This is a genomic window from Streptomyces sp. NBC_00353, assembly GCF_036108815.1.
Taxonomy (GTDB): Bacteria; Actinomycetota; Actinomycetes; order Streptomycetales; family Streptomycetaceae; genus Streptomyces.
On the sequence record NZ_CP107985.1, the window covers coordinates 8,926,277 to 8,943,633 of the forward strand.

The following is a 17,357-nucleotide window of genomic DNA, read 5'->3' on the forward strand; positions in this document are numbered from 1 at the left end:
GAGGTGGAAGCTGTAGATCGATCCAGCGATGACAACCCGGCCACTACTGGGAAGTGCTGGTAAATCGATGCACTGATGCTAGGAACGCCTCAAGACGGACGTCAACAGCTGATGCACGATAATTTTCAAGGGAGTTAACTGGTGTACCGGTGAAGAGCGTTCAGTAAATCGGTACACTGGGTCGTGGAATGGGTTCCGAACCGGAGGTGGCATGAGCGGGGTAACGATCCATCAGGTCGCGGAGGCTGCTGGGGTCTCCGCGAGCACGGTGTCGAACGTCCTCAACGGACGTACGGACCGTATGCAGGCGGCCACCCTGGCCCGCGTCGAGCAGGCGATCGATCAGCTGAGCTACCGGCCCAACCGTGCGGCAAGGATGCTGCGCACCGGCCGGATCAAAGTCATCGGTCTCATCGTGCCGTCGGTCGCCAACCCCTTCTGGGGGGCGCTCGCCCGCGAGTTGGAGGCCATTGCGCTCGCCGAGGGCTACCACGTACTGCTCTGCAACAGTGAGCGTGATCCGGCTCGCGAGCTCAAGTACAGCGAGGAGCTGCTCGCCGACGGGGTGAGCGGAGTGGTGCTCTGTTCCTCGCTGCCGTCGCTCGACCATGTGGCACCGCTGCTCGGCCGCGGTCTGAAAATGGTTGCCTTCGACCGCACCGCCCAGGCGGGTGATCCGCCGTCACTGGCCTCCATCAGCGTGGACAACGCGATGGGTGCCGAACTCGCCACCCGTCATCTCATCGAACTCGGCCACCGGCGGCTGGCGTTCGTCTCCGGGTCGGTCAACAGTGTCAACCGCCGCGAGCGACTGCGTGGCTTCCGCGCCGCCCTGGAATCGGCGGGGCTCGATCCGGCCGACGCGGTGGTCTGGCCGGGCGCCGACACCACCGAGTTCAGCGACAAGGACGCCGCCGAACTGGGCCGCAGGGCGGCGGGGGAGCTCCTGTCCGGACCGCGCCCGCCCACTGCTTTCGTCGCCATCAACGACATGTGCGCGATCGGGATCTGCCGGGGTGCGAAGGATGCGGGGCGCAGTGCCGGACAGGACGTCTCGGTGGTCGGCTTCGACGACATCCTGCTCGCCGACCTCTTCGAACCACCGCTCACCACGGTCCGTCAGCCGCTGCCGGAGATGGCGGCCGAGACGTTCCAGCAGCTGCGGGCCAGGATCGACTCGGCTCCGGTGGCCGGCCGTTCCCTGCTCATCCGGCCGCGACTGGTCGTGCGGGAGTCGACGGCGCCCGCCCCGGTGCCCGTTCCGGCCGGCGCCTCCGCCCCTGCGTCGACGGAGGCCGGACAGCCGCTCGTGCGATAGCGGGAGTGGGGGACCGTCCGCCGATTCCGCACGCCGCCCTGTTCCGTACAACGGTGCAGGGCGCGGCGACGGGGTGTCGCCGCGCCCTGCGTTCGCGCGCTTTTGACGGTTTGTCAGGAGGCGGTGCAGGCACCGATGGAGGGCGTCGCCGTGCTGCCGTTCGTCATGACGGTGAACCCGAAGGTCGTCGACGCTCCTGGCGCCAGGCTGCCGTTGCCGTTCGGCTTCATGGTCATCACGTTTCCGCTGGTGTCCCAGCTGGGAGTGCCGTTCCAGGTCGTGGAGACCTTCTGCGGCGAAGTCAGGGTCACCGGCACCGACCAACTGGTGATCGCGGAACTGCCGGCCTTCACCGTCACCTGTCCGTTGTAGCGGTCACTCCAGGAGTCGGTACGGGAGTAGGTCGCCGTGCAGGTGGCGCCGCCCGTGCCACCGCCGGGGGTGCCGCCACCGGTGCTGCCTCCGAGTGCGGCGAGCACCGCGTCGTACGCGGGCTTCTTGTTGTAGTTGTTGTCGAACAGCAGCGGGGTGCCACTGCTGCGCCACGAGTACTTGTCGGGGATGCCCCAGACCGTGATGGCGGTGCAGCGCGAGACAGCCAGACAGGCCTTCACCACGGTGCTGTAGTTGGCGGCCTGCGCCGAGCCCGAGCCCTCGATGTCCAGTTCGGTGATCTGCACATCGACGCCGAGGTCGGCGAAGCGCTGCAGATTGGCCTGGTAGTCACTGGGGACGGGCGAGTTGCTGTTGAAGTGCGACTGGAATCCCACGCAGTCGATCGGCACGCCGCGCTGCTTGAAGTCCTTCACCATGTTGTAGACCGCGTTGCTCTTCGCGTTCTGACCGTCGGTGTTGTAGTCGTTGTAGCAGAGCTTGGCGCCCGAGTCGGCGGCGCGAGCGGTACGGAACGCCTCCTCGATGTAGCCGTTGCCGAGCTTGTCCTGGAACGGGGAGCTGCGGCGGGCGCCACTGCTGCCGTCCTGGAACGCCTCGTTGACCACGTCCCAGGCGTAGACCTTGCCCTTGTAGTGCGTCATGACCTGGGTGATGTGGTTGTTCATCGCCGTACGCAGGTCGGCGGCGGCGAGGCCACCCACCCAGCCGGGCAGCTGCGAGTACCACACCAAGGTGTGGCCGCGGACCTTCATCCCCTTGCCTTGGGCGTGGCTCACTATCTGGTCGGCCGAGGAATAGTTGAACGAGTTGCGGGTGCCTTCGACGGCGTCCCACTTCATCTCGTTCTCCGGCGTCACCGCGTTGAACTCGGTGTCCAGCGCGGAGGCGTACTGCGCCTCACCGAGATGATTCGCGGCCACCGCCGCACCGAAGTACCTGCCCTTGGCCGCGGCCGAGGCGCCGAGTGTGCTGGCAGCGTCTGCGCTGCCGGCGAGCGAGAGGACACCGGCGGTGGCCAGGACACCGGCCGTTCTGAGGATGAATGCCTTGCGGACCCGGGCACGGAACTGCGGGCGTCGGGGCTCGAAGCCGCGGGGGGAATTGTCGATCACTGACCAACCTCTTCTTCCGATTGTCGGACGGAATGAGCGGACCGCCCGGACAGGGGTGGGTGGACCGTTCAGGGCTGTGCGTTCCGCCTCCGGACATGCCGACGAATGGCGGTTCTCCGGCGGGGAGTTGATCGGTGAAGCAAGGAGCGAGGGAGAGTATGCGCCCGGCGGCGGGCGGCGTCAACGCGGCATTTCCGAAATATTTCGAAGAGGTAAAGCGCGAAATCTACGTCTGGTACGCCTCTGAGCTGCGTGAATGCGATCCCTGGATGGCGGCACAGGCGTTTGGGGCGGGAACGCGCATGCAGAGGCTGGCCAGAATTACGAAAACCTTCCGAAATGCGGTATGCGATTCAGGTGAAGCTGAGGGTCCACTTCGCGGATCATCTGGATCACCCGCATCGCTGGGCAGCGCATTTCGCGCTTTTCGGTGGATCAAGGCCAGATCCGGGCATGGAAGCGGCCTGCAAAATCATCGAAATATTTCGGGATCGATACGGGTCGAGCGCATCGCAAGCCGCTCGAAACTCTGCATGCAAGGTCGCTAATTGACGGGTAATGCTCGTTCCGCATCGAGTAGGTGGACTGCGACCTGAAACGCGGGCGATGGGGGTGCGCGCTCGTGTGGGTGCGAGCACCTTGGTCTGCCTGCCGCTCAGTGACCATGTGGCGCGGTTGGGCTGGCCGTTATTGATATGTAACAGGTGTTACGGTGGAACGAATGAAGACGCCATGTGTAACGTGCGGGAAGTTCGTCGGCGGTGAACCAACCGCACGGCAGTTCCGCGAGAAGGGGTTCGTGTTGCACACTCACTCATGGCGCCGCGCAGTTGTGGCCACAGCACTGTTGATCACAGCGGCCACGACACTGTCCGGCTGTGGCAGCGACCCCGGCGACGGCGACACCGCTGCCCCCGCAGTCGGCGTCACCATCACCGGCGTACGCATCACCCGCGATGCGAAGCTCCACGCCGCCCTGCCTGCCGCCGTGCGGTCCGCCGGTGCGGTCAGGGTCGCCACCGATGTCCCGTACGCCCCGTTCGTGATGTTCGTGGCCGAGGGCAAACCCGAACTGACCGGGCTCGACTACGACCTGGGGCAGGCGCTCGGAGCCAAGCTGGGGGTGCGATTCACCTTCACCGCGCAGAAGTTCGACGGCATCGTGCCGGCGATCCAGGCGGGCAAGTTCGACGCGGTGATGTCGGCCATGACCGACACCAAGGAGCGTCAGCAGGTCCTGGATTTCGTGGACTACTCCGTGTCCGGCTCGGGCATCCTCGTCACCGAGGGGAACCCGGATCACATCACCGAACTCGACGATCTGTGCGGCAAGAAGGTGGGTGCCGAGGCCGCCACCCACCAGCTGGACGTACTCAAGGCCCATCAGGCCGCATGCGCGGACGCCGGCAAGGAGCCCGTCTCCATCCAGACGTTCCCGAAGGACTCGGATGCCCAACTGGCCCTGCGATCACGGAAAGTCGCAGCCGACCTGCTGACCAAGCCCGCAGCCGGCTGGACCGCCAAGACCGCCGACGGCGGCCGGGCCTTCGACGTCGTCGACGACCCCGAGGCCGTCGGCGGCTACGAAGCCACCCCCAACGGGATCGGCGTCACCAAACGCCTGCCAGGCCTCACCGACGCGATCCAGAAGGCCGTGCAGGCGCTCATCGACGACGGGACACTGCGCAGGATCTGCGCCAAGTACGGTGTCGCGTCCATCGCGGTGCAGGAAGCCACGAAGAACGCGGCGGTGTCCTGACATGACTGCCATGACCCCCGCCGGGACCATGCAGAGCCGTTCCGCACCGGCCGCGTCCGCACCGGACACCCTCACCGCCGTGCCGGTCCGTCACTGGGGCCGCTGGCTCGCAGCGGCGGCAGCCGCCACCGCCCTGGTCGGGCTCATCGGCTCCCTGGCAGGCAACAAGAACCTGCACTGGGACATCGTCGGACGCTACGTCTTCGCCGATCTCGTGTTCAGCGGACTGGTCACGACGCTGTGGCTGACCGCGGCCGCCATGGCGATCGGGCTCGGTCTCGGTGTCCTCGTGGCGGTGATGCGACTGTCGTCCAACCCTGTCCTGCGCGCCCTCGGCACCGCTTTCGTCTGGGTCTTCCGGTCGACGCCCCTGCTGGTCCAGATCATCTTCTGGGGGTACGCGGGAGCGCTCTACCAACACGTCCTGATCGGTGTCCCATTCACCCACATCACCTTCCTCCAGGCCGACACCAACGCCCTGCTCACGCCCACGGTCGCCGCGCTCCTGGCGCTGGGGCTGAACGAGGCGGCGTACGCGAGCGAGATCGTCCGCGCCGGGATCCAGTCCGTCGACCCGGGCCAGACGGAGGCCGCGCACTCGCTCGGCATGCGTCCATCCCTCACCACCCGGCGCATCGTGCTGCCCCAGGCCATGCGGGTCATCATCCCGCCGCTGGGCAACGAGACCATCAACATGCTCAAGATGACCGCACTGGTCTCCGTGATCTCCGCCCACGACCTGATGTCCAACATCCAGGACGTGTACGCGCAGAACTACCAGGTCATCCCCATGCTCGTGGTCGCCTCCATCTGGTACCTGATCCTCGTCACCGCCCTGAGCCTGCCGCAGTCGTGGCTGGAACGCCGGTACGGCCGCGGCCTGGCCCCCGCCACTGCCGCCGGCCCGCTGCAGCGCCTCGTCGCCGGAGTCCGGCTGAGCCTGTCCCGTACCACCCCCGCCTCGACCGGCCCGAAGGGATGACGACTGTGGAGACGCCGATGGTGCACGCCGAGGGCGTGCGCAAACACTTCGGGAAGGTCGCCGTGCTCCAGGGCATCGACCTGACCGTGGAACGTGGCCAGGTCTGCTGCCTGCTGGGCCCCTCCGGCTCCGGGAAGTCCACGTTCCTGCGCTGCATCAACCACCTGGAGAAGCTCGACGGGGGCCGGCTGTCCGTCGACGGTGCGCCGGTGGGCTACCGGCAGCAGGGCAACCGGCTGTACGAGCTGAAGGAGCGCGAGATCGCCCGCGGCCGCCGCGACATCGGGATGGTGTTCCAGCGGTTCAATCTCTTCCCGCACATGACGGCGGAACAGAACGTCATGGAGGCGCCCATGAAGGTCGCGGGCGTCGCCAGGGACCAGGCCCGCGCGGACGCCCGGCGCCTGCTGGACCGCGTCGGCCTCGCCGATCGCGCCGACCGCTACCCCGCCCAGCTGTCCGGCGGCCAGCAGCAGCGTGTCGCCATCGCACGGGCCCTGGCGATGAAGCCCAAACTGATGCTCTTCGACGAACCGACGTCCGCCCTCGACCCCGAACTGGTCGGAGAAGTACTGGACGTCATGCGCCAACTGGCCTCGGAAGGAATGACGATGGTGGTTGTCACCCACGAAATCGGGTTCGCCCGCGAAGTCGCGGACACGGCCGTGTTCATGGACGGCGGCGTCGTGGTCGAAGCAGGCAGCCCGCGGCAGGTACTCGGCGACCCGCAGCAGGAACGCACCCGCGCCTTTCTGTCGAAGGTCCTGTGACCGCCCCCGCACGGGTCCGGGGCACTGCGGCACGCACCGCGGCCCGGTTCCTCCCGGATGCCGTAGCCCTGCACGACCGCTACCTGTCGGACCTGCAGCACCTCGTCTCCATCGATTCCGGTTCGTACAGCCCCGAAGGGGTCAACCGGGTCGCGGCTTGGACCGTACGGCGACTGACCTCCCTGGGCTTCGAGGTCGACCGGGCAACCGTCACCGCCGAAGGACGGGACACCCGCTTCGGTGACCTGGTGGTGGGGCGGCTGCACGGCGGGCTGCCCGTGGAGCGCGGCGGACGGCGCATCCTGCTCGCCGGGCACATGGACACCGTGTTCGACGACGGGACCGCGACCGACCGGCCGTTCCGCCTGAGCGGCCCGCTCGCCCACGGACCCGGAGTCAGCGACGACAAGGGAGGACTCCTCGCCGGGCTCACCGCCGTGGAGCTCCTGGTGGACCGGCGGATGCTGGACTTCGCGGAGATCGTCTTCCTCGCCACCCCCGACGAGGAGATCGGGTCACCGGCCAGCCGCCCGGTGACCGCGGCGCTCACAGCCGGAATCCACTACGCGCTCGGCCTGGAGTGCGCCCGCGAGAACGGCGACCTCGTCGTCTCCCGCAAGGGCGTGGCCGACTTCGTGATCACTGTGACAGGGCGGGCCGCGCACGCCGGAATCGAACCGGAGCGCGGAGCGAACGCAGCGCTGGCCGCCGCGCATCTGCTCATCGACTGTCAGAAGATGAACGGGCGCTGGGGCGACGTCACCGTCAACGTGGGCATGGTCAGGGCGGGCAGCCGCATCAACATCGTCTGCCCCGAAGCGGAGCTGCACGTAGAGGTGCGGTCGTCGACCGACGACGGGATCCGGCACGCCCGAGAGGCCATCGAGAAAGCCGCCGCCCGGCTCCGCGTACCCGGCACCACCGCCACCGTCCGGCAGACCGAAGCCTGTCCGGCGATGGAGGACACCCCGGCAGCGCGCGCCATGTTCGCCCACGCCGTGGACGCCGGCAGGGAACTCTCCATCGCTCTGGGCGCCGCAGCCACCGGCGGCGTCGGCGACGCCAACACCATCGCCGGCGCCGGTGTCCCCACCCTCGACGGCCTCGGCCCGGTCGGCGGCGGAGACCACGGCCCGGACGAGTGGCTCGATGTCACGACCGTTCCGTCCCGTGTCGCCCTGCTGGCCGCCCTGATCGTGACGCTCGGGGATGCGGGCGGCAGCTGACGGGGCTCCCCGGGGCGGCCCGTCGTCGATGCGGAGAGAGTCCGGGGCCGGGCCCCGCGTAATCTGAACCCCTTTGGAAAGGTGGCCCGGCCCATGTCCTCACTCGCCGAAGAGATCCGGCACCGCATCGGTGACCTCAGTCCCGCCGAACGCAAGGTGGCCCGGGTGCTCCTCGCGGGCTATCCGTCGGCAGGCTTCGAGACCGTGGCCACGCTCGCCGAACGGGCCGGCGTGAGCGCGCCCACGGTGATCCGCTTCGTCAACAGGCTCGGCTACAAGGGATTCCCCGACTTCCAGGCGGCCCTGCGCGAGGAGCTCGACGAACGCAGCGCCTCACCGCTGGCGCTGTACAGCACGCGCGGATACGGCAGCACTCCGCCTCGGGCGCAGGACGACGCCGGGCCGGGAACGGCGCCCGCCGAAGGCGACCAGGATGTGTTCAGCGCCGAGGTCGCCCGCACCCTGCGCGAACTGCCTCCGCACGATGTGGAGGCGGCAGTGGCGCTGCTCTGTCACCCCAAGCGCAGGGTGGTCCTCGTGGGCGGCCGGTTCACCCACCTGCTGGCGCAGTATCTGGGCCTGCATCTCATGCAGTTGCGCGGTGACGTGGTGATCCTGCCGGACCGGGACGTGGAACGGACCGCCGTGCTCGCGGGTCTGGGCAGACAGGACGTCCTCGTGGTGTTCGACTACCGCCGCTACGAACCGGACAAGGTCGTCATCACCGAGCTGGCCAGGGAGCGCGGCAGCAAGATCGTGCTGTTCACCGATGCCTGGCTCTCGCCGGTGACCAATCTCGCCGACGTCGTCCTGCCCAGCCGGGTTGCCGCCCCGTCGCCGTACGACAGCATGGTGCCGACGCTGGCCACGGTCGAGACTGTCCTCGCGGGCGTACTCGGGCAGCTCGGCGAGAAGGGGCGTGTCCACCTGGAGCAGAGCGAGAACGTCGCACGGCGGGCCGGGATCCAGCCCGCCGACCGGAGGCCGGACGCCCCGTAGCGAGGGGCACGGGACCGGCCCGCCGACTACGGGTTCGCCGGTCTGCGGACCATGAGGTACGCCTGAGGGCCGGCCTCGTTCCGGCCTGCCTCGCGCACGAGCGTGGCGTCCACGACGAACCCGGCCAGGCGCAGCAGTTCCGCCACCCGCTCGGGCTCCAGCCAGTAGACATCGAGCGCCAGAGGATGGCCGTACGCGTGTTCAAGGTGCCGGATCTCGTCCCCGGCCTTGAAGGCGAGCAGCAGATGGCCGCCCGGGGCCAGCACCCGGTGGAACTCGGCGAACACTTCCGGCAACAGCTCCGGCGGGGTGTGGATGATGGAGTACCAGGCGACGATGCCGCCGAGACTGCCGTCCACGAGATCCAGCGCGTTCATCGAACCCACGTCGAAACGAAGGTCCGGATAGGTCCGACGGGCCACCGCGATCATCTCCGGCGACAGGTCGATGCCGCGTGCGGTCAGCCCCAGGGACTGCAGGTGCCCTGTCACCCGGCCGGGGCCGCAGCCGATGTCGGCGACCGGTCCGGCATCGGACGCCTGCACGAGTTCGACGAACGCGGCGAGCATCGCCCGGTCCAGCGGCCTGTACCCGAGTTCCGTTCTGAGGAGTTCGGCGTAGTCCATGGCGACGGTGTCGTAGGACGCCCGGGTGGTGCTCAGGTAGGCGGGTTCAGTCATGAGCGAGCAGCGTAGTCGCTGACAGAAATTGCATTGCCCGCGCCCCCGGCCGCCCCCATCATCTGCTCATGAACTCGATCACCGTCCTCCTGTCGCTGACCCTCGCCCCCGCCCGACCGGTCCGAGGCCAGCAGCAGCCCGGCCCACCGCGGAGGCCTGCCTTCCCGCACGCGTGAGCGCCGCCCTGGTCGCGGGGCTCCTGGCCGGCTTGGGCATTGCCATGCCGATCGGAGCGGTCGGGGCCTATCTGGTGACCCTCACGGCCCGGACGTCTCTGAAGACCGGTGCCGCAGCCGCCCTCGGTGTCGCGACGGCCGACGGCCTCTATGCGCTGATCGCGGTCGTCGGAGGTTCGTCGCTCACCCATGTCATCGAGCCCGTCGCGCTGCCCCTGCGCTGGGCCTCGGCGCTGGTGCTCGTCGCACTGGCGGCTCTGGGCGGGGCCACGGCAATCGGCAGGTACCGCAGGCGGCATTCGGCGGTCCGGAACGACGGGGCACCCCTCGGCCCCGCGCGGGCCTATCTGGGGCTGCTCGGAATGACGATGCTGAACCCCACCACCGTGATCTACTTCGCGGCGCTGGTGCTCGGCAGCCGGACGGCCGCTGCGGACCCGGACCGCTGGGAACAGTCGGTGTTCGTCCTCGCGGCCTTCGCGGCATCCGCAGGCTGGCAACTGGTGCTCGCCGGTGGGGGAGCGCTGCTCGGCCGTGCGCTGACCAGCCATCGTGGGCGGCTCGTCACCGCCCTGGCCTCCAGCACACTGATCACCGCACTGGCCGTCCATCTGCTCGTCCCGACGTCATGACCCGGGCCGGCGGCCGAACCGGCCGGCAGCCCGGGCCATGCTCAACGTCGCCCGCCGGGCGGGACGGCCCGCCTCAGTCCGCGGACACCGTCCACCCGTTCACCTCGATACGCCCCGCGTCACCGGACCTGCTGTCGTCGAAGACCGTACGGCCGTTGTCCTCGACCCGGATGCCGTCCACGTACGCCCCGCGTCCGACGTACAGCTGGTCCGTGGTGTACCGCCAGCGCAGCCGCACCTCCTTGTCGCGCCAGGCGGCAAGGTCCGCGTCCAGCCGGTGCCAGACCCGGCCCGACCAGCCGGAGACGGAGCCCGCCGGATGCGGTTCGGGCTCCGTCCCGTGATGTGCGGCCGCTGTCGGTACGGTGGTGAACGGCACCGGCTGCCAGGTCGCCCCGGCGTCCGAAGAGGCCTCGAGGAACAGGAAGTCGGAGCCCGGCTCGGTGTCCCACCACAGCGCACAGCTCAGCCCGGCACGTGACGTCACCGGACGCAGCACGGGCAGCGTGAGCGTGGCGGAAGCGGCGCTCGCCATGCCCGAGAACCAGGCGGTACGGCCGCGGGCCGGGGGCACCGCCACCGCTCGCGCCATCTGGTTCGCGGTGGCGACCCGTGGTGCGCTGCCGGAGCGCCAGGTGCGGACCGGGTGGACCGAGTTGCCCAGCACGATCAGGAACGAGTCGGTCGTCGGATCGAGGACGAGGCTTGTGCCCGTGAAGCCGGTGTGGCCCGCGGTGCGCGGGGTGGCCATCGCCCCCATGTACCAGTGCTGGTAGAGCTCGAAGCCGAGCCCGTGCGCATCACCCGGGAACGCGGTGTTGAAGTCGGTGAACAGGAGATCCACCGACTCGTCGGAGAGGATCCTCGCGCGCCCGTAGACGCCGCCGTTGAGCAGTGTCCGGGCGAGGATCGCCAGGTCCCAGGCGCAGGAGAAGACTCCGGCGTGGCCCGCCACCCCGTCCAGGCTGTAGGCGTTCTCGTCGTGCACCTCGCCCCAGACGAGGCCGCGGTCCAGGCCGGACCAGGGGAGCCGGGCGTCCTCGGTCGCCGCGATCTTCGGCTTCCAGGCGGCGGGCGGGTTGTAGCGAGTGCGGTGCATACCGAGCGGAGCGGTGATCTCCTCGCGGAGCAGGACATCCTGGGTGCGGCCGGTGATCTTCTCCAGGACCAGCTGCAACGAGATCAGATTGAGGTCGGAGTAGAGGTACACGGTGCCGGGCGGGTTGGCCGGCACCTCGTTCCACAGCAGCTCCAGCTTTCCCTCCCGCGTCGGCGCCTTGTAGAGCGGAATCCAGGCACGGAAGCCCGACGTGTGCGTGAGCAGCTGACGGATCGTGATGTCCTGCTTGCCGCCTCTCGCGAAGTCGGGCAGATACGAGGCGACCTTCGCCTCCAGCTCCAGCGCCCCGCGCTCGATCTGCTGCACGGCCAGGATCGAGGTGAACAGCTTCGACACCGACGCCAGATCGAAGACCGTGTCCTCGGCCATCGCGATCTGCTGGTCCGCCGGGAACTCCACCCCGGTGTCGGTCTTCTCGTCGTATGCCGCGTACCGCACCGCCTTGCCGATCGGCCGGTGCAGTGCCACCGTGCCACCGCGCCCCGCGAGCAGCACCGCGCCCGCGAACCACGGGTGCTTGGGGGAGGCGCTGAGGAACTTCTCGGCGTCGGTGACCAATTGGTCCAGCGGTCCCTGCAACAGGCCCGCGCGGACGGCGGAACCGCGCCGCAGCGTCGGCCGACCGTGCGCGGCTTCCGCCCCCGCCCCCGGTCCCGATGTTCCAGCCTCCGACGTCCCCGACGATCCCGCCCCAGATTCCATGGCCGACGCCGTCTCCGCGAACGGAATCGGTGCCAGGGCGAGCGCCCCGCCCAGTGCCAGCATCCCGCCGCTCAGCCTGCGTCGGCTGATTCCTCTGCCGGTTGCGTCCTCGGTCATCCGGAACCCCTTCCTACCGGGTGAAAGTTACTTTCGTCATCCAGTCCTGTGGTGAAACTTCCTGCCGTCGCAGAGATTACTGTCACCCCTGCCGCCCCGGAGGCCCCCGGCGCCACAAAGAATCTGACACTGCATCAGAAAATCTCTTCCTTCGGATGTCCGACTGCGGCATCCTGCCGCCCATGGAGACGGAGCTGAGCAAGAAACTGGGAGTCGAGCACGCCATCTTCGGCTTCACGCCGTTCCCGGCGGTGGCTGCGGCCATCACCCGGGCCGGCGGGTTCGGCGTACTCGGCGCGGTCCGCTACACCGCCCCCGACGACCTCGCGCGCGACCTCGACTGGATGCAGGAGCACACCGACGGCAAGCCGTACGGCCTCGATGTCGTCATGCCCGCCAGAAAGGTGGAGGGGGTGACCGAGGCCGACGTGGAGGCGATGATTCCGGCCGGACACCGCCAGTTCGTCCAGGACACCCTCGCCAAGCACGGCGTCCCCGAACTCGCCGAGGGCGAGGCCTCGGGCTGGCGGATCACCGGGTGGATGGAGGAGGTCGCCCGCAACCAGCTCGACGTCGCCTTCGAGTACCCCATCAAGCTGCTCGCCAACGCCCTCGGCTCGCCACCCGCCGACGTCGTGCAACGCGCCCATGACGGGGACGTCCTCGTCGCCGCCCTCGCCGGAAGCGCCAGACACGCCCGGCACCACGCGGACGCGGGCATCGACATCGTCGTCGCCCAGGGGTACGAAGCGGGCGGCCACACCGGAGAGATCGCCTCCATGGTGCTCGTCCCCGACGTCGTCGACGCCGTGGGACCGATCCCCGTCCTCGCCGCCGGAGGCATCGGCAGCGGAGAGCAGATCGCCGCCGGACTCGCCCTCGGAGCGCAGGGCGTCTGGCTCGGCTCGCTCTGGCTGACCACCGAGGAGGCCGACCTCCACTCCCGCGCGCTGACCCGCAAACTCCTTGCCGCAGGTTCCGGCGACACCGTCCGCTCCCGCGCCCTCACCGGCAAACCCGCACGCCAGCTCCGCACCGAATGGACCGACGCCTGGGACGACCCGTCGGGACCCGGCACGCTTCCCATGCCGCTCCAGGGACTGCTGGTCGCCGAGGCCGTATCCCGCATCCAGAAGTACGAGACCGGCGCACTGCTCGGCACCCCCGTCGGTCAGATCGTCGGCAGGATGAACACCGAACGCAGCGTGCAGGCCGTCTTCGACGACCTGACAAGCGGCTTCGAACGCGCCGTGGACCGGATCAACCGCATCGCCGGACGGAGCGTCGCATGAACCAGCCGCCGAACGGCTTCTGGGCCCAGGCCACCGCCGCCCCCGACCGTACGGTCCTTGTCGCGCCCGACGGGCAGACCTGGACCGCGGGCCGGCTGCACGCCGCTGCCAACCGCCTGGTCCACGGGCTGCGTGCGGCCGGGCTCCGGCAGGGCGACGCGTTCGCCGTGGTCCTGCCCAACGGCGTCGAGTTCTTCGCCGCCTACCTCGCCGCCGCCCAGGCCGGCTTCTACCTCGTACCCGTCAACCACCATCTCGTCGGCCCCGAGATCGCCTGGATCGTCTCCGACTCCGGCTCCAAGGTACTGATCGCGCACGAGCGGTTCACCGACGCCGCGACCGCCGCCGCGGACGAGGCGAAGCTGCCCGCGAGCCACCGGTACGCCGTCGGCGAGGTCGACGACTTCCGCCCCTACGCCGAACTGCTCGACGGGCAGTCCGACGCCCCGCCCGACGACCGCACGCTCGGCTGGGTCATGAACTACACCTCCGGCACCACCGGCCGGCCGCGCGGCATCCGCCGCCCGCTGCCCGGCAGGCTCCCGGAGGAGAGCCATCTCGGCGGGTTCCTCGGCATCTTCGGCATCAGGCCGTTCGACGACAACGTCCACCTGGTCTGCTCACCGCTGTACCACACCGCCGTACTCCAGTTCGCGGGCGCCGCCCTGCACGTCGGGCACCCCTTGGTGCTGATGGACAAGTGGGCGCCCGAGGAGATGCTGCGGGTCATCGACGCCCACCGCTGTACGCACACGCACATGGTCCCCACCCAGTTCCACCGCCTCCTGGCCCTGCCCGACGAAGTGAAGGAGCGGTACGACGTCACCTCGATGCGGCATGCCATCCATGGCGCGGCCCCCTGCCCCGACCACGTCAAACGCGCCATGATCGACTGGTGGGGGCGGTGCGTCGAGGAGTACTACGCCGCCAGCGAGGGCGGCGGGGCGTTCGCCACCGCCGAGGACTGGCTGAAGAAGCCCGGCACGGTCGGGAAGGCCTGGCCGATCAGTGAACTCGCCGTCTTCGACGACGACGGAAACCGCCTCCCGCCGGGCGAACTGGGCACCGTCTACATGAAGATGAGCACCGGCGGCTTCAGCTACCACAAGGACAGGACCAAAACGGAGAAGAACCGCATCGGCGACTTCTTCACCGTCGGTGACCTCGGCATCCTCGACGAGGACGGCTATCTCTTCCTCCGCGACCGCAAGATCGACATGATCATCTCGGGCGGCGTGAACATCTACCCCGCCGAGATCGAAGCCGCCCTCCTCGCCCACCCCGCGGTCGCCGATGCCGCCGTCTTCGGTATCCCGCACGCCGACTGGGGCGAGGAGGTCAAGGCGGTCGTCGAACCGGCCGAAGGGCACCTCCCGGGCGACGGGTTCGCCACCGAGATCCTCGCCCATTGCGCACAGCGGCTCGCCGCGTACAAACGCCCCAGGAGCGTCGACTTCATCGAGGCGATGCCACGCGACCCGAACGGCAAGCTGTACAAGCGACGGCTGCGCGACCCGTACTGGGAAGGCCACCGGCGGGCCCTGTGACCGACGGGCCGGTACCCTGCCACATCCGGGCGGGGTACCGGCCCACGGCGGACTACCGGTGCTCGTGCACCCGCACCACCCGCAGCGCGGGCGAGCGTGCGATGTCCTTCTCGCAGAACCGGGAGGTCACCCAGCGCTCACCCGAGTAGAGCTCGGTCTGGTCGCTGAAGTGCGGAGACCTCGGGTTCGAGGACTGGGAGTACGTCAACAGGGTCCGGGCCACCGGGCACTTGGAGCCGTCCCAGCCGACCGCCTGGACATAGCTGGAGCCGGCCGACACCTCCGTGTAGCCGCCACCTGCCGCGTCCCACACCGGCTCCGTCTTGTTCCAGATACCGAGGGACTCCGTACCGCCGCCGACCGGGATGCGCTTCCCGTTCCGTACGACTCCCTGGTGGTCGCCGAGCGGTGCGTCCAGGGCGATCCCGGCCGCGCGCAACTCGGCGACCGCATCGGCGAGCGCCGAAGTGACGCCCGGAGCGGAGGTGTTCAGCGTGTTCGGGGTACGGACCGGGTCCGCGGCGGAGAAGGGCACCTTCCACAGTTCAGCCGATGGCACCGTGGTGGCCCTGCGCCAGAACCGGTCGAAGAGCAGCGCGCCCCGGCTGTCGGTGTCGACCTTCCGGTCCCAACGGGCAAGCACACCGCACGCCGCCGACACATCGACCGCTGTCCCGTCGCTCCCGACGGCACGCCCGCCGGGCAGCGCGGCGCAGGCGCGCGCCAGGTCGGCCGCGGCCAGATCTCCTGCCGGGGCGCGGTTCGCGTACTGCTGGTCCTGCAGGTCGCCGACGGTGAGCCGGCCCTTCGCCGCCATCGCCGACACATCCTCGATCGCCCCCCGGGTCCGCATCGACCGTGGCGCGGCGACCGTACCGAAGACCCGCTCGAAGCCGGTCAGCGGAGCGTCGGCGTTGGTCAGCCAGGCGCTGTCGTTGGAGTTCTCGACGTACGGGGCGTCCTTGACGGTCGGCATCCGGCCCGGCCCGAAGATGCCGGGCTGCACCGCGTCCGGGTCCGAACCGAGCGCACAGTCGCTCCTCGAACCGTCCAGCACCGCGAGCCCCGACGACGGGTACGTCGCCCGGCCCAGCGGGGTGGAGCACCGCTGCGCGAGCTCGTCCGTGATCCTCGGCAGCACCTGCGACTGGGAGAAGAACGAGTGCCCCGACGAATCGGCCGCGATGGTGTTCACCCACGGCAGCCCCTGGGTACGCCGCAACGTGGTCTGGATGTCCGCGGTGCTGCGGGCCCTGCTGAACCCGAGACCGGTGTCCGGGGACCGCAGATTCGTGGCGTTCGGGTCATTGAGCGCGTACGCGGTCGTCGCCGTCCACGGCAGCGGCAGCCCGGCACCGAGCGAGGTGACGACCGGACCGTACCGGGTCCACCACTGCGTGCGGGTCACCGCGGCGCCGCCCTTCACGGCCACCGAGACCGTGCGTTTCACCATGCGCTCCGGCAGCCCGTCCACCAGATACACGGTCGGATCCGCCGGGTCGAGGGTCAGCTGGTGCAGATTGAGGGTGACACCGGTGGCGACCGTGTGGCTCCACGCGATGTTCGCGTTGTGCCCGATCGACACGGTCGCCGATCCGAGCAGCGAACCGCCCGCCACATTCAGCTCCCCGGGGATGGTCTGCTGAGACTGCCAGAACCGCCGCCCGCCCTGCCACGGGTAGTGCGGATTGCCCAGCAGCAGCCCACGCCCGTTCGCCGTCGAACTGCCGCGGAACGCGACCGCGTTGGAGCCCATGTCCGCGTTCTGCGTGGACAGCAGCCGCTGCGCCGCCTGCGCGGCGTCGTCCGGCGGGACACCTGGCGACGCGGCCGCGCCCGTGGGCGGCTGTGCCGCTGTGATGCCGTCGATACCGCGGCCCTGACCGCCCAGCACGGAGAGCGCGAAGGCGCGGGTCGTGACATCCAGGGCCGTCACCGGCCGGACCCAGTCGGCGTCCCGACAGGCCGGATCAGTGATCCGGTTCTGGGCCAGCCAGGCGTTGTACCCGGCCGCCCAGCCGCGCTCCAGCTCCTTCACCTCATGGCTCTGACCTGCCGGAGCGGGCACCTTCAGCAGTTTCTCGACGGTGTGGCTGTCGCGTATCCCGCGGAAGTAGAGATCGCTGGAGAGATTCTTCGTCGCGGAGGACAGCGAACCGTCCGGCGCCGCGTCCGGACCGAAGTACCTCGACCGCTCGCCGCGCAGCGTCACGAAGCCGTCGGCGAGCGTGCACACCTGGTCGGCGGCCTGCGCCCAGCCGTTGCCGAACCCGAGATCCGCGTAGTCCTTCGCCACGATGTGCGGGATGCCGTACTCGGTGTAGCGGATCACGGCGGACAGCCCGCCGCCCGACGGGTGTTGGCCGTGCGAGGGAGCGGCGGCCGCCGGTGGCAGGGACGCCGACACGGTGAACAGAGCGAGACCGGATACCGCGAGAAGTCTCAGACGGTTTCGGAGGGGCAAGGGTCCTCCCAACTGTGCGTGCACGAAAGGCGGTTGCTCGGATCTTCCGAGACGCCACGCGCAAC

General features: G+C 69.4%; 14 protein-coding genes. 10 read left to right on the forward strand and 4 right to left on the reverse strand.

The genetic code is table 11. The annotated features are described in order from the left end of the window. Positions 1-211 precede the first annotated feature (211 nt). Positions 212-1,318, forward strand: coding sequence for a LacI family DNA-binding transcriptional regulator (locus tag OHA88_RS40165; protein ID WP_328629168.1), 1,107 nt, complete (start codon positions 212-214; stop codon positions 1,316-1,318). A gap of 113 nt (positions 1,319-1,431) precedes the next feature. Here the strand turns inward: OHA88_RS40165 and OHA88_RS40170 are convergent, their stop codons facing one another. Next, complete coding sequence (locus OHA88_RS40170; protein WP_328629917.1) at positions 1,432-2,754, reverse strand: endo-1,4-beta-xylanase; 1,323 nt, start codon at positions 2,752-2,754, stop codon at positions 1,432-1,434. Positions 2,755-2,984: 230 nt separating this feature from the next. On the opposite strand from OHA88_RS40170, the gene OHA88_RS40175 reads away from it, so the two are divergent. The 6 genes from OHA88_RS40175 (at position 2,985) to OHA88_RS40200 (ending at position 8,562) form a co-directional block, all read left to right on the forward strand. Continuing rightward, positions 2,985-3,374 carry a hypothetical protein gene (locus OHA88_RS40175; RefSeq protein WP_328629169.1) on the forward strand — a complete coding sequence of 130 codons (390 nt, stop codon included), beginning with the start codon at positions 2,985-2,987 and terminating at the stop codon, positions 3,372-3,374. Between the two features lie 284 nt (positions 3,375-3,658). After that, the gene (locus tag OHA88_RS40180) at positions 3,659-4,585 is read left to right on the forward strand and encodes an ABC transporter substrate-binding protein (RefSeq protein WP_328629170.1); all 927 of its coding nucleotides are present in this window, start codon (positions 3,659-3,661) and stop codon (positions 4,583-4,585) included. A gap of 1 nt (position 4,586) precedes the next feature. Further along, on the forward strand, positions 4,587-5,567 hold the full coding sequence (locus OHA88_RS40185) for an amino acid ABC transporter permease (RefSeq protein WP_328629171.1): 981 nt from the start codon (positions 4,587-4,589) through the stop codon (positions 5,565-5,567). Continuing rightward, positions 5,564-6,337: an amino acid ABC transporter ATP-binding protein gene (locus tag OHA88_RS40190; protein ID WP_328629172.1), complete on the forward strand. Its 774-nt coding sequence runs from the start codon at positions 5,564-5,566 to the stop codon at positions 6,335-6,337. Before OHA88_RS40185 ends, OHA88_RS40190 begins: the two co-directional genes overlap by 4 nt. Continuing rightward, positions 6,334-7,563, forward strand: coding sequence for a M20/M25/M40 family metallo-hydrolase (locus tag OHA88_RS40195; protein WP_328629173.1), 1,230 nt, complete (start codon positions 6,334-6,336; stop codon positions 7,561-7,563). The genes OHA88_RS40190 and OHA88_RS40195 overlap by 4 nt, the downstream gene beginning before the upstream one ends. 93 nt (positions 7,564-7,656) lie before the next feature. Further along, complete coding sequence (locus OHA88_RS40200; protein ID WP_328629174.1) at positions 7,657-8,562, forward strand: MurR/RpiR family transcriptional regulator; 906 nt, start codon at positions 7,657-7,659, stop codon at positions 8,560-8,562. Between the two features lie 26 nt (positions 8,563-8,588). Here the strand turns inward: OHA88_RS40200 and OHA88_RS40205 are convergent, their stop codons facing one another. Next, a complete protein-coding gene (locus OHA88_RS40205) occupies positions 8,589-9,242 on the reverse strand; it encodes a class I SAM-dependent DNA methyltransferase (RefSeq protein WP_267007016.1) in 654 nt (217 codons plus the stop codon). A 172-nt stretch (positions 9,243-9,414) separates the two neighbouring features. Between OHA88_RS40205 and OHA88_RS40210 the strand changes: the two genes are divergently transcribed. Beyond that, positions 9,415-10,050 carry a LysE family transporter gene (locus OHA88_RS40210; RefSeq protein ID WP_328629175.1) on the forward strand — a complete coding sequence of 212 codons (636 nt, stop codon included), beginning with the start codon at positions 9,415-9,417 and terminating at the stop codon, positions 10,048-10,050. A gap of 73 nt (positions 10,051-10,123) precedes the next feature. Here OHA88_RS40210 and OHA88_RS40215 read toward each other — a convergent pair whose 3' ends face one another. Continuing rightward, positions 10,124-11,989 (reverse strand): serine hydrolase, encoded by a 1,866-nt coding sequence (locus OHA88_RS40215; protein ID WP_328629176.1) that lies wholly within the window; start codon positions 11,987-11,989, stop codon positions 10,124-10,126. A 182-nt stretch (positions 11,990-12,171) separates the two neighbouring features. On the opposite strand from OHA88_RS40215, the gene OHA88_RS40220 reads away from it, so the two are divergent. Next, the gene (locus OHA88_RS40220) at positions 12,172-13,281 is read left to right on the forward strand and encodes an NAD(P)H-dependent flavin oxidoreductase (RefSeq protein WP_328629177.1); all 1,110 of its coding nucleotides are present in this window, start codon (positions 12,172-12,174) and stop codon (positions 13,279-13,281) included. Then, on the forward strand, positions 13,278-14,828 hold the full coding sequence (locus OHA88_RS40225; protein ID WP_328629178.1) for an acyl-CoA synthetase: 1,551 nt from the start codon (positions 13,278-13,280) through the stop codon (positions 14,826-14,828). The genes OHA88_RS40220 and OHA88_RS40225 overlap by 4 nt, the downstream gene beginning before the upstream one ends. Before the next feature lie 52 nt (positions 14,829-14,880). On the opposite strand, the gene OHA88_RS40230 is transcribed toward OHA88_RS40225, so the two are convergent. Continuing rightward, on the reverse strand, positions 14,881-17,292 hold the full coding sequence (locus tag OHA88_RS40230; protein WP_328629179.1) for a penicillin acylase family protein: 2,412 nt from the start codon (positions 17,290-17,292) through the stop codon (positions 14,881-14,883). Positions 17,293-17,357 lie beyond the last annotated feature (65 nt).